This window comes from Pseudarthrobacter sp. MDT1-22 (genome assembly GCF_054511035.1).
In genome coordinates, this window is sequence record NZ_JBTNDK010000051.1 from 1 (window position 1) to 12,421 (window position 12,421).

The window sequence follows — 12,421 nt, forward strand, 5'->3', positions numbered from 1 at the left end:
CAAAAAACACCAACCCGCCGCCAGTACGGCACAATAGAACCACAACCCCGTGGCCCCGTTTTCAATTGGCGCTATTGGCCCCATTTTCGGTTGGCGTTAACACTCCTTAGTTAGCGAAGCGCGGTGCTCGGCATTGGGTTCCCTGTTGGTTGTGGGATAGGCCGTAGTAAACGCCAGAACTGCGTAATGCAGAATCCCAAAAGATCCTTGTATCCCGACCGTTAGCCGGGCTCCCAAGTTCTCCATATCTTGCAACGCCGTGTTCACGATCGGTCGTCCTCAACAATCACGACAGTGCGTGTTTCCACAATGAGCCCCCCACTCAAGGCCACATTTGTGCCAATACAGCACGCTAGCACCCACGCCTCAAGCAAAATTCGGCCGCCCTGAGGAAATGTTGATTCCACCTTGACCTGGAGCCAACGTTCCATCGCTTCGGTGCGTTCGGCACTGATCCGAGTCGAACCAGGAAACGTGTCATCCGCTGCGGTAGCCATCCGGGTCGGCTTCACGCTGACGCCGGTTGCCGAGATTGGCGACGGCCATGACTGGTACGAGCACGCAATCCTCTAAAGGTTCCAAAAACAGCGTCCGTCATTTGCCGCCAACAGAACAACGCCAAATACCGCTGCGGTTCACAAATTCCGGGCTTTTCCAAGGGACCGTCAAGCCGACTGTTTCGTCTTGATAAACGATCGGTTATTAAGACAGCGGCCAAGGCCGTTACGAGCATTCCGAATCCCGCGGAAACAGAAACGTCGCCTTGTCTCAGCAATGGGTCTCACTCTGCTATTCTCAGGAATAGTATCAAGGTACCTTTAATGAGACTACTGGGTGGGGAATCATGGGCGCGATCGGTTATGCCAGGGTAAGCACGGCTGAGCAGTCTGCCCAGTTGCAGACAAAGGCACTGCGAGCAGCCGGCTGTGATCGCATCTTCACAGACCACGGCGTAAGTGGGACTCAGGCCAGCCGGCCCGAGCTGGATAAGATGCTTGATCACCTGCGCAGTCGGGATGAGCTGGTGATCTGGAAGCTTGACCGGTTGGGACGCAACACAAAGAACCTGCTGGAGCTGGTGGAACAGCTGGAAGCCAAGGGCGTGACATTCCGCTCCCTGACAGAGGGCATCACTACGACGGGACCGATGGGCAAGGCAATGCTAACGATCATGGCCGCGTTCGCTCAACTGGAACGCGACACGCTAGTCGAACGGACCAGGGCCGGCATGGCCGTTGCCGCAGCCAACGGACGCAAGGCGGGACGGCGGCAGGTTGCCGCTGATGATGAGAATGTAACGAAAGCGAAGGCGTACCATGCCAAGGGCAACAGCGTGGCAGAGATCCAGAGGCTTATCGGGGTTTCACGCGCCACCGTGTACCGCTACCTGAACATGGAGTGAGACGCTACGGCTCAATCCTTCGAGCGTTCGCAGCGACAACCGTCAGCGCTAGCTCGCGGCCGCCACTCTGCTAAACGGAGCTCAGCGCCCCTGCCAGTCAGTCTGGCCGACAGGGACGCTCAGGTGATTAGGGTTCGGTCCAGGAACCGAGGTCCCAAGCATGTATTGACGACAGCCGCACCCTAGTATTCGCGAGCTTCACACTGCTTCCACCAGCGAAGACTGTGACATCTTTTAGGTGGATGAATCCACGTGGGGGTACAGGGCGCGACTCTGCGTCCCTGGCCTCCTTCATCTTGGCGATTACTTCAGCGGTACTGTCTTCAATGCTTCGTCGCACTTCCACGACTTTTGATGCACCCGCCCTGATCAACGCATCATTTAAACGCCCGGTCCATGCAGCGTGTGGGACGGCTGTGCCGCTGATGACGCCACCTGATGTGAGCACCGTGATCCCGAACGTGGAATCCGTGCCCTGATCATCGTGACCGAATATGAGATCCATCAGTTCTTGAAGCTCCATATCGGACGCTGCTATGTCAGCGCGTATCTTCTTGTCGATCTCAGCTTTGTCGGCTTCTGACCGCTCCGGCATTTGCACCATTACATCCCCCAAACAGATTGGTCCCTTGCAGCACTTTTGTGTGCCTCGGCCATAGTACGATGCGAAGCAGCAAAAACCCGACGACAGTTCGCTGATTGGCTTTCTGCGGGTAGTACCAGTCGAAGGAGGTCGCTCAGTCATTAGGTGAGGGCTCTTGACCCTGTCTACACGGAGGGCTTAGAGGCCACTCCAAGCTGGGAGATCCGCAACCGTAAAGCACAGGACGAGGCGCAGTGGAGTGACCGTTTGTCAGTGCTCGTGTCTTACAGGGCAGCAGGCAATGACTGGCCCCGACTCAAGAAACACGGCAGACGAGGCTGAGTATCGTCTCGGCATCTGGCTGCAGTATCAGCGCACGAAGCTCGCGGCAGGGCAGCTTGGAGCGTCAACGGAGCATCGCCTGGACGAGGCACTTCCGGGCTGGAGACAAAGCGTAGCCATGGTCGCAAGGGTTCAGTGTCACACCACGCCACTGCCCTTGGCTATCGGGTCGCAGTGCCGGGCTGCCCAAGCGGCTGGAAAGCGCCAACGTCAAGAGGGCCAACAACTGCATACCGCAGAGTCAGGCGCCCCCAGGAAATCGCGGAGCTGTGGGCGTCGCGGTCGCCACGTTGTACGTCAGCGGTCAGAGCCGTGTTTTTGTCTACGGTTTTCCGTGAACGACGTCCATGGTGCGGTTTGCGAAATCCCTTAGCTCCTTGTGCGACATCGGTGCCGTTGCATATCCGGGGTTTGCTTGATGATGAAAGGACCCTACATACGTGTTGATTTTTTCGATCTCATCAACGACAGGAACAGCGAATTGCAGAGGACTCGGTGCGGACGAAGACCTAATCTTCGCGATGGCCTCACCTAGTAGGAGGCCCTCCCGAATATCTTGCGGGAACCTTCTATGCAAATAACCTTCAAGCAGTGGCCGAAGTTGCTTGGCGACGTGGTTAGCGTCGTGAAGGCCAGTGTTTAGATACTCAGCAACTTGTCGGCGCATCTTCAAATACTCGGTCTCACAAAGTTCGTCGAGTGAAACTGGGAGCCAAGAACTGTAGCCGGCCGGCCCGTAGTGGATCCCGATCTCGGCAATGGGCCGCGTGTCATCCCGACGAAGGCTCCTCGCCCGGTAATGCCGCAGGAACGGTGCGTCGTGGCTGCAAAGTATGAGCTGCTGGGCAGCCTCTTCCATTTGAAGGACTACTTCTGCCGTTTGATGACGACGTCCTGCATCCATGCTGCTCATTGGATCGTCTACGACCACGATGTGAGTTGCCACAGCAGGATCTCGAAGGATCGTTGCCGCAAAAAAGGCGAATGCCAAAGTGCGCTTGTCGCCCTCGCTGAGCGCGGAGTCAAAGCTTGGGCCCGTCCCATGCTTCAGAGGAACCTCAGCGTCCCGAAGCTTAATCACGAACTCTGTCTGGGGTGCGCCAATAAAGTTCGTTGTCATGCGGTCGATGCTGAACTCGGCACCAAACTTCGTCAAAAGCTCGTTGATCGCGTCCTGAAACAGCACTAACGTTGCATTCATAGTTGCACGGGCTTTCTCACGCGCATCTGATTTTTCCGCGTCAGCTAACTTGAGCGCCTGCCCTTTGGCCGCGAGGTCGTCCATCGTCACCTGCACGTCAGGATCATGCCGAATCTGGGATCTTACGAGCGACTTCCGCTTCTGACGGAGGGCGTCCGAGTCTTGAACCTGGAGATCAGCCTTGAACTGATTCAACCGTTCTATCTCGTTGGCTATGACCTTATTGACCTGTCCCAAATGACGCTCGATATCGTCCCAGAGCTGAACCACGGCTGTCTCCGTTGCCGATTGAACAACGGCAGTAAGAGGTGCAGCCTGCTTGGCACTTAGCAGCGGCTCGATGAGGGCCCGCAATTCGACTATCAGCCGGTCAATAAGCGGAGTGTCCACAAGAATCTTCTGAACGTCCCCTACGTCAGACCAGTTGTTGAGACGCAGTTCCTGCATGTCTCGGTCCGCTGCCAACCTGCCCGCAAATCCATTCGCGAAGTTCTGGAAATCGCGGACAATTTCTTCAACGTCGCCGAGTAGCGAAACATAGCGCTCATCGAAGTAAGTCCGGTAGGCCTCCACAAGCGGAAGCCCATGAATGTCCTGGTTGCAGTACGGACAAAGGCCACCCTGCTCGAGACGTCGCCCGGTCTGAAGCCACGCTTCTGCGCCTTCTTTGTGGAAGTGTGCAGCATGGGCCCGGACCTTGGCCTCAGCCTCGTCTCCTACTCCCCCCAAATCTTTTCCCAGTACGGAGAACAGCCTCTTACGATTCCAGGTTGGCGACGACAAAACGTCAGGTATCGGCCTCGCGGAGATTAACGTGGCATTGGCGTTTGCGTCCAAATCTCGGTCGACTTCGGCGATCGAGTGTTCAATGTCGACCACAGCGGCCAACTTGCTGAATTCTGCTAGGGACACTCCAGTGTGGTGCGGCGCAACCCGTGCTGCAAGCAGACGTATCTGTTCTTTCAGCACCCGGGCATCTTCAGCCGCCGCTTCTTCGCGCCGAACTTCTGATACTGCTGCATTACCGAGGGCAAAGCGGAGAAGATTTCTCCGCTGCGACGCTTCCACGGCTGCGCCAGAGTAGACGCTGTCGCGAATAAAGGCGGCGTCAAAAACCCTAATTTCCGGTCGGAGTTTGTCCCAAGAACCAGCTATCAGGGCGCTCGTGCTGGGTCCAGAGCTAAAAACTAGCTTGGCTGAAGGATCAACTTGCTGATCTACAGTTCGTCGCCTTTCGACTTCCTCCAGACTGCCAGTCTGAAGGGAGTTTAATAGCGAACAGAAAGTTGACTTGCCCCGTCCATTTTCGGCATAAACAAGGGACGTGGCTTCAAACTTTGGGCTTGGCCCCGAGTCATGCAGAAGGCCGATGCCCTTGATCTTAACCACTTTTGTTAGCATGACAAGCCTTCCCCCAACCCACGATTACCCCCATGAAATCTACTGCATCTGTGGGAGACGAGGCTTTCAAAGTGGGTTTCCGGCGCGGCGCAGGAGACAACTCGAGGAGGAGTGGCCGCCGCCGTGTTTGGAGTCCAGCCAATCGGTAGCCCATGGCTGTAGGTAGTCCGAGGCACGCACCGAGCCACCAAGACTGACACGAATTTGACGTGAATCACTTTAATGCGATTATCAGCCTGTGCCAGTCCAAGATGATCAACGAGAGATAGAAGCCATCAGCGCTTCAACCTGATTCAGGCCGAAGATAAAAAGCGAGCCGACATTGACGCGTACCTTCGCATCGACGGTCACGACCACCGACAGTGCCGTTCCCCCGCCTCACGGACCACTTACGCCTCGCTAAGGACCCTAAAGTGCGTTCGAAACACTTACGGATGCGGGCCCCATGCCGGCGCCCTGACGGCCCTCGTGGCCTAGCGAAGCGTGCTTCGCGACTTCACCACTGGGACCGCTCTGTAGCCGCCCCTTTCGAGCGTCATCAACGTCTCCTCGATGCTGCCGTGATGCTTCGGTCCGAGCCGGACCTTGGCAATGGGCAGCGTCAGCGGCGTTTCTTGATACTGCGGCAACCATCTCGGGTCATCCTCTAGATCGGCGCCCTCCGCAGCGCCCGTAATTTTCAAGAATGGAACATCGCCCAAACCCGACTTCGCGTGAGGCCGAGTGTGAACGACGTCCGGATTCGATGGGCGGCTGATCACGTATCGGATTTCGTGCTCAGCCCGGAATCCCCGGTTCTTAATGCTGGCCACGCCGCGCGCATACTCGCTTAGCGCTTGGTCCCGTATGAGGCCGGACATATCAACATCGACGTCCGGGTGTGGATTACGCTCCATGCCCGAGAGCATCTCACCAACCGAGGAGTGTATCGCCTGAACCTGCCTACTGCGCTCGTACCGCATCTTCGTCCAGTGGAACGGTACATCTTCGATGGGGCCATAGCCGCTGCCCGCCGATCCTTCGTCACCAAGAATAGGCATGTGCGACCCCTGGCGAATGCCAATTGCAACCCCGGTGCCTTGGCCCGCGTATCGGTCCCACTGAGAGTTATCGTCCCCATAACGGGAAAAACTCACGCTAAAGGCGCTCCCCTGAAAAGGGTAGTGCTCCCACTCTTCCAGGAGCTCGCGCACTGGTTCGAGGTCAAGTGCGGCGTCCTGCTCCTTCGGGCTTAGAAACACATCGCTCTTAGCACGACCTTCTTTTCTAAGCTGCTTCTTGAATTTTTTGATGCCCAGTTTGATTTCGTCAGTGTCGTTCAAGTAGCCGACGTCCGTGGCCCATATGACGTCATTGCGGATCACCGATTCGAAGACCTCGGCCGAAGTGTAGTGCCACACTACTCGGCGCTGGCGACGTTGCTTCTTTGCCCACTCCGGATTCGGCTCAAGGTCGAAGTCCCCGAGGTCGAAGTTCCCGAAGATGTTCTTCCACTCATCCGTCATGCCGATAATCTCACTTCTACGGGCCAGTCCTTCGAGCCGCCCCAGATGCAGGGCGATGCGGTGCGATCGACAAGTTCTTTGCCCGAGACTACCAAGGGAATACCAGAGTTCCGTCACAGAACTTGGCTGATTTCGGGTGATCCAGGCTGAATCCTCAGCTTCATCGGACAAGAAAAAACCCCGCGGTTCCCATGCAAACACTGGGAACTACGGGGTTCTAGCTGGTGGCTCCGACCGGCGTCGATCCGGTGACCTTTCGATTTTCAGTCGAACGCTCTACCAACTGAGCTACAGAGCCTAGGTGACATGTCACCTTGACCGCCGGAGTTTCTTCCGGCAATCAGAGCGACCCTGACGGGACTTGAACCCGCGACCTCCGCCGTGACAGGGCGGCGCGCTAACCAACTGCGCTACAGGGCCTTGATTTTCTTGCTTTGCGGCATCGCTACCGCTTTTTTCAAGGCTTCCAGCTTACCAGACGTTTTCAGCCTGCCAGACCAATTCCTTGCGTACCCCCAACGGGATTCGAACCCGTGCCGCCGCCGTGAAAGGGCGGTGTCCTAGGCCGCTAGACGATGGGGGCCAGAACCCGTTCGGCACAAAATAAAAGGCTTCGAGCCGAGGGCCCTCAGTCTTTACGTTTGCAGTTGCTCCGAACTGGACTCTAAAACTATAGGGCCTCGGCGGGAATAACTCAAAATCGGCCCGCAGACACCTGACCGAAGCGGCCGGAACAGGCGAAGATGGACAGATGGATGCCGTCGCCGCACTCAATGAAATTGCTTTCTGGTTGGAACGGGAACGCGCTGCCACGTTCAAGGTCCAGGCCTTCCGGAAGGCGGCCGGGATCATCGCCGGGCTTGACCCTTCGGAGGTGGCAGTCCGGGCCCGGGACGGCAGGCTCAAGAGCATGAAGGGCATCGGCGACAGAACGTACCAGGTGGTCCGGCAGGCCGTGGACGGCGAGGTGCCCGAGTACCTTGAGGACCTGCGCCAGCGCAGCGGGGCGCCTCTGGCCGACGGCGGGGCCGAACTCCACGCAGCACTCCGCGGCGACCTCCACAGCCACAGCGACTGGTCCGACGGCGGCTCCCCCATCCAGCTCATGGCCGATGCCGCCCGCCTGCTGGGCAGAGACTACCTGGCACTGACAGACCACTCGCCCAACCTGACCATCGCCAACGGGCTCAGCGCCGAGCGCCTGACCGAACAGCTCGATGTAGTGGCCGCCATCAACGCCGCCTCCGCAGTTGACGGCAAGGATGACGGATTCCGGCTCCTGACCGGCATCGAGGTGGACATCCTGGAAACCGGCGAACTGGACCAGTCGCCGGACATGCTGGACCGGCTGGATGTTGTGGTGGCCAGCGTCCATTCGAAGCTTCGGGCGGACCGCGCCACCATGACCCAGCGGATGCTCCAGGGCATCCAGAACCCCCAGACCAATGTGCTCGGCCACTGCACCGGCCGCCTGGTGGAGGGCTCCCGTGGCACGCGGCCGCAATCGGACTTCGACGCCCGGGAGGTGTTCGCGGCGTGCGCCGAATACAACGTGGCGGTAGAGATCAACTCCCGCCCCGAGCGGCAGGACCCGCCGGACGACCTGATCCAGCTGGCCCTCGACGCCGGCTGCCTGTTCTCGATCGACAGCGACGCCCACGCCCCCGGCCAGCTCGACTTCCTCCAGTACGGGGCGGCCCGCGCCGCACACAACAACGTTCCCGCGGAGCGCATTGTGACCACCTGGCCTCTGGAGCGGCTCCTGGAGTGGTCAGCCCGGGATTGGCAGAAACTCGACTAGACGTGACCGATTCCCGCCAGCTGCCGGCGTTGCCGCGGGGATAGATTGGCAGCATGGCCTCAAGCACACCTCCCAGCGCAGCAACATCGGCGGCGCTTCGCCCACCACCTGGCCGCACGAACGCCCTCGGCGTCGCTGCCGTGGTGGTCACAGTGGTGCTCTGGGCCTCGGCGTTCGTGGGGATCCGCGCCATCGGCCCCACGTTCTCCCCCGGATCCCTGGCCTTGGGCAGGCTGGCCGTTGCCGCCGTCGTGCTCGGCGCACTGGTGCTGCCGCAACTGGCCAAGAGCAAGGTGCTGCCGCGAGGCCGCGAATGGGGGCCCATCCTGGGGTACGGCGTGATGTGGTTCGGCGGCTACAACGTGGCCCTGAACGCCGCGGAACACCTGCTGGACGCCGGGACCGCAGCCTTGCTGATCAACGTCAACCCCATCCTCGTTGCCATCATGGCCGGATTCTTCCTGAAGGAGGGCTTCCCGCGCTGGCTGATAATCGGCAGCCTGGTGGCGTTCGGCGGGGTTGCGCTGATCGCGCTCGGATCCGGCTCAGGTTCCGGGGAACGTTCGACGGCGGATGTGGCCGGCGTGCTGCTCTGCCTCCTTGCCGCCGTGCTCGCCGCCGTCAGCGTCATCATCCAGAAACCGGTGTTGCGGAAGTTCCCGGCGGGCCAGGCCACCTGGTTCGGCATCATGGTGGGGGCCGTCTGCTGCCTGCCCTTCAGTGGCCAGCTGGTGTCCGAGCTGCAGTCCGCCCCGCTGCCGGCAACACTGGGCCTGGTGTATTTGGGCGTCTTCCCCACCGCCATTGCGTTCACCACCTGGGCCTACGCGCTGTCGCTGATTGACGCCGGAAAACTGGCGGCCACCACCTATCTGGTGCCGGGCGCTACCATCCTGATCTCCTGGCTGATCCTCAGCGAAGTCCCCGCCGCGCTGGGCCTGGTGGGCGGGGTGGTCTGCCTGGTGGGCGTGGGCCTGACTCGCCGCAGGTCCCGGTAGGGCTCTCAGGGTTCCGATCGCTTCACTGCCGTGCCCGCGATGATCGGCGTGGCCAGGGCAACAGCCGGAGCCTCCAACCTGCTAACTTCCGTGAAGTCGAACCCGGCCTCGCCGATGGATGCCACCGTGTTCCGGTTGATGTGGCACCCGGGCGCCACGCATCGGCCCCACAGACCGTCCAGCCTGTCCTGCCAGCGGGCCGCCCGGCCCTGTCCGCGGACATGTTCCAGCACCGCGAGTGTCCCGCCGGGTTTGAGCACCCTGCGGGCCTCCACCAGGGCAAGCCGCTGATCCGGCACCGAGCACAGAACCAGGGTGAACACCACGGCGTCCGCCGCCCCGTCCGGAAGCGGCAGGTGCTCCGCATCGGCGTCGGAAACCTCCACCGGAACCGACGACTCCCCGAGCCGGGAGCTCAATCGGGCCCGCATATAGCGGTCCGGCTCCACGAGAATGACGCGCTCAGCGTGGCGGAAGTGCCGCAGGTTCGCCCCGGTGCCTGCGCCCACGTCCACCACGGTTCCCGTCAGCCCGGAAAGCAGCCGCGCCCGGCGAGGAGCGAGCTCCCGGCGCTCCACAGAGGCCGACAACGTGTCGTACATGGCGGCAAAAAGGCGATGGCGGAGGGACATCCGGCTCCTCACAGGCGGTCAGTGATGGGATTCAGTATGCGCGCCAACCCGGCTGCGGACTAGAGTCTGCATATGCCCGTCAACCTGCCGCCCGGCCTGCCCATCATCCCGGATGGCCCGCAAGAGTCCGGTCCGTTTGAGATGTCCGCTGACGATTTCGAAGCCGCCGTCACGGATGCCCTGGGCCTGATCCCCGCCAAGCTTGCGGCCGCCATGGACAACGTGGCGGTGTTTGTCGAGGACGACTACGTGCCCGGCCCGGGCGAGGACCCGGACACCGTTCTGCTGGGCCTCTATGAGGGTGTTCCCCTGACGGAACGGGATTCATGGTGGGATGCCGGTTCGCTGCCGGACCGGATCACCATCTTCCGCCAACCCATCCTGGACATCTGCGGGTCCCGCGACGAGGTGATCCAGGAGGTGGCTGTGACGGTGGTCCACGAGATCGCCCACCACTTCGGCATCGATGACCGGCGGCTGCACGAGCTCGGCTGGGACTAGCCTTGTAGGCATGGGACACGACCACAGCCACACACACGGGATCACGGCAACAGGCCGGCACCGCAAACGGCTCATCGCCGTCCTTGCCATCACCCTGGCAGTGGTGGTGGTCCAGGTGATCGGCGCGGCACTGTCCGGATCATTGGCCCTGCTGGCTGATGCCGGCCACATGCTCTCCGACGCGGCAGGCGTGACCATCGCGCTCCTGGCTGCCTGGATCGCCGGACGCCCGGCGAGTGACCAGCGGACCTACGGCTACCAGCGCGCCGAGGTCCTGGCCGCCCTGGCCAACGCGCTGATCCTGATTGTCATCTCGGTGGTCATCTTCACCGAGGCCATCCGGCGGATCGGCTCGGCGCCCGAGGTCCACACCGACATCATGCTCTTCGCCGCTATCCTGGGCGCAGTGGCCAACCTCGTTTCGCTGCTGATCCTGCGCGGCGCGCACCAGGACAGCCTGAACGTCCGGGGCGCCTACCTTGAGGTACTGGGTGACCTGCTGGGCTCAGTCGCCGTCATCGTTGCTGCCCTGGTCATCATGTTCACCGGCTACCAGGCCGCCGATACGATCGCCTCCGTGCTCATCGCCCTGATGATCCTGCCGCGGGCCTGGAGCCTGCTGCGGGATGTGGTGGACGTCCTCCTGGAGGCAACCCCCAAGGGCGTGGAGGTGCAGATGATCCGCGAGCATATCCTCAGCGTTGATGGAGTGGTGGATGTCCATGACATCCATATCTGGACGATTACTTCGGGCGTGCCGGTGTTTTCGGCTCACGTGGTGGTGGAGGACGGCGTCCTTAATGCCCGCGGCGCCGACCAGCTACTGGACAGGCTCACCACCTGCCTGGGGTCCCACTTTGACACCGAGCACTGCACTTTCCAGCTGGAGCCCGCCAGCCACTCGGAGCACGAATCGCGCCAGCACGCCTGATCGTTGCGGCATGCGCAGCGGACTCGAAACGACACGCCGGACCAGATGTGCCGGAATCGCACTCTTGTTGATTATGTTATTGATGTGACCAGTGTTGCCAAAGTGCACACCCTTACGTAGCCTCGGACTGCTGGGTGATCAGCAGAGGGGCTCCTTGTGCCGCCACCAGACCTCGCTCCCCCAGCCTTACTACGTGCGAGGTTCTGCGAAAGGGTTTGACCGGATCCGGCCTGAAGGCCGCCGTGCTGTGCACCGCCGTCGTACTTTTCGGCACGCTGACCCTCCCCGCCCAGGCAGCGTCCATGCCGCAGGCCCGGCTGTGGACTTCAGCGCTTTGCGGCGGCTCTTTTTGAAAGTTCCATGTCGCTAATTGCCGATGACAAGGATGCTGGCAGCGGTTTCGACGACGTCGTCTGTGATGGTTTCTAGTTGGTTGATCTTGAGTACTCGTTGGATCTGGGCATCGATCTGCCCCATCAGTTCATCGAAGGCGCCGGAAGCCTTGAAAGACTCCATGCTCCCGGCGGCAGCGACCTTCGCCGCGAGTGAATCCGCCGTCTGAGGTTCGTGTTCAGTTCAGCGCTGGCTGCCGTGCGCGGCTACGGACAGCGCCTGCCACTCGTTCCACGTCGCGAGCCGGGATTCGTAGTCGGCGGTGGCGATGGCCAGCGGCGCCTCTCCGAAGAAGACCCGCAGGGGCGGGTTCTCGGAGTCCACCAGGGCGAGTACCGCGTCCCTGGTCGCCGCCGGGTCACCGGGAGTGCCGCGCCGGCTGGGCCGGTTGGCGGCCTGCTCACGGACCCCGTCGTAGGCGGGCAGTTCTGTGGCGTGCCTCGCGGAGCTGCCGCCCCAGTCGGTGGAGTAACCACCGGGCTCGATGAGGGTGACGTTGATGCCGAAGCCTGCCACTTCCTGCGCGAGTGACTGACTGAGGCCTTCCAGCGCCCATTTGGAGGCGTGGTAGATGCCCACTGTGGGAAACGCTGAGATCCCGCCGATGGAGGAGACCTGCAGGATGTGGCCGCTAAGGACCCGTCAGTATTCAACACGCGGCTATTGTGATTTGTCGGGTTTGAGAGTGTAGTTCCATTCGCCGTGCCATTGATGGCGGGTGATGGGAAGGG

General features: G+C 60.9%; 11 protein-coding genes, 3 tRNA genes and 1 pseudogene. 6 read left to right on the forward strand and 9 right to left on the reverse strand.

Annotation, left to right across the window (positions count from 1 at the left end):
* The first annotated feature begins 844 nt into the window (after nt 1-844).
* Nucleotides 845-1,402, forward strand: a complete 558-nt coding sequence (locus ACX80M_RS20425; protein WP_459310309.1) for a recombinase family protein — start codon at nt 845-847, stop codon at nt 1,400-1,402.
* Nucleotides 1,403-1,529: 127 nt separating this feature from the next.
* Here ACX80M_RS20425 and ACX80M_RS20430 read toward each other — a convergent pair whose 3' ends face one another.
* The 6 genes from ACX80M_RS20430 to ACX80M_RS20455 all read right to left on the reverse strand — a co-directional run bounded on the left by ACX80M_RS20430 (nt 1,530) and on the right by ACX80M_RS20455 (nt 7,017).
* Nucleotides 1,530-2,006: a hypothetical protein gene (locus ACX80M_RS20430; protein ID WP_459310310.1), complete on the reverse strand. Its 477-nt coding sequence runs from the start codon at nt 2,004-2,006 to the stop codon at nt 1,530-1,532.
* A gap of 643 nt (nt 2,007-2,649) precedes the next feature.
* On the reverse strand, nt 2,650-4,917 hold the full coding sequence (locus ACX80M_RS20435; RefSeq protein ID WP_459310311.1) for an AAA family ATPase: 2,268 nt from the start codon (nt 4,915-4,917) through the stop codon (nt 2,650-2,652).
* 485 nt (nt 4,918-5,402) lie between these two features.
* The gene (locus ACX80M_RS20440; RefSeq protein ID WP_459310312.1) at nt 5,403-6,551 is read right to left on the reverse strand and encodes a hypothetical protein; all 1,149 of its coding nucleotides are present in this window, start codon (nt 6,549-6,551) and stop codon (nt 5,403-5,405) included.
* A 105-nt stretch (nt 6,552-6,656) separates the two neighbouring features.
* Nucleotides 6,657-6,732, reverse strand: a tRNA-Phe gene (locus tag ACX80M_RS20445).
* A 48-nt stretch (nt 6,733-6,780) separates the two neighbouring features.
* Nucleotides 6,781-6,854 (reverse strand) — tRNA-Asp (locus tag ACX80M_RS20450).
* Between the two features lie 90 nt (nt 6,855-6,944).
* A tRNA-Glu gene (locus ACX80M_RS20455) sits at nt 6,945-7,017 on the reverse strand.
* 168 nt (nt 7,018-7,185) lie between these two features.
* On the opposite strand from ACX80M_RS20455, the gene ACX80M_RS20460 reads away from it, so the two are divergent.
* Both ACX80M_RS20460 and ACX80M_RS20465 read left to right on the forward strand, forming a co-directional pair.
* Complete coding sequence (locus ACX80M_RS20460) at nt 7,186-8,235, forward strand: PHP domain-containing protein (protein ID WP_459310313.1); 1,050 nt, start codon at nt 7,186-7,188, stop codon at nt 8,233-8,235.
* 53 nt (nt 8,236-8,288) lie between these two features.
* Complete coding sequence (locus ACX80M_RS20465) at nt 8,289-9,233, forward strand: DMT family transporter (RefSeq protein ID WP_459310314.1); 945 nt, start codon at nt 8,289-8,291, stop codon at nt 9,231-9,233.
* 5 nt (nt 9,234-9,238) lie between these two features.
* On the opposite strand, the gene ACX80M_RS20470 is transcribed toward ACX80M_RS20465, so the two are convergent.
* Nucleotides 9,239-9,865: a class I SAM-dependent methyltransferase gene (locus ACX80M_RS20470; protein WP_459310315.1), complete on the reverse strand. Its 627-nt coding sequence runs from the start codon at nt 9,863-9,865 to the stop codon at nt 9,239-9,241.
* A 72-nt stretch (nt 9,866-9,937) separates the two neighbouring features.
* Between ACX80M_RS20470 and ACX80M_RS20475 the strand changes: the two genes are divergently transcribed.
* The 3 genes from ACX80M_RS20475 (at nt 9,938) to ACX80M_RS20485 (ending at nt 11,650) form a co-directional block, all read left to right on the forward strand.
* Nucleotides 9,938-10,366, forward strand: a complete 429-nt coding sequence (locus ACX80M_RS20475; RefSeq protein ID WP_056348808.1) for a metallopeptidase family protein — start codon at nt 9,938-9,940, stop codon at nt 10,364-10,366.
* Nucleotides 10,367-10,376: 10 nt separating this feature from the next.
* The gene (locus ACX80M_RS20480) at nt 10,377-11,297 is read left to right on the forward strand and encodes a cation diffusion facilitator family transporter (protein ID WP_459310316.1); all 921 of its coding nucleotides are present in this window, start codon (nt 10,377-10,379) and stop codon (nt 11,295-11,297) included.
* Nucleotides 11,298-11,512: 215 nt separating this feature from the next.
* Nucleotides 11,513-11,650 (forward strand): hypothetical protein, encoded by a 138-nt coding sequence (locus ACX80M_RS20485; protein WP_252602696.1) that lies wholly within the window; start codon nt 11,513-11,515, stop codon nt 11,648-11,650.
* Between the two features lie 13 nt (nt 11,651-11,663).
* Here the strand turns inward: ACX80M_RS20485 and ACX80M_RS20490 are convergent.
* Nucleotides 11,664-11,756: pseudogene (locus tag ACX80M_RS20490) on the reverse strand (AAA family ATPase); the annotation flags it as partial.
* A gap of 117 nt (nt 11,757-11,873) precedes the next feature.
* Nucleotides 11,874-12,314: an SDR family NAD(P)-dependent oxidoreductase gene (locus ACX80M_RS20495; protein WP_459310317.1), complete on the reverse strand. Its 441-nt coding sequence runs from the start codon at nt 12,312-12,314 to the stop codon at nt 11,874-11,876.
* Between the last annotated feature and the right edge of the window lie 107 nt (nt 12,315-12,421).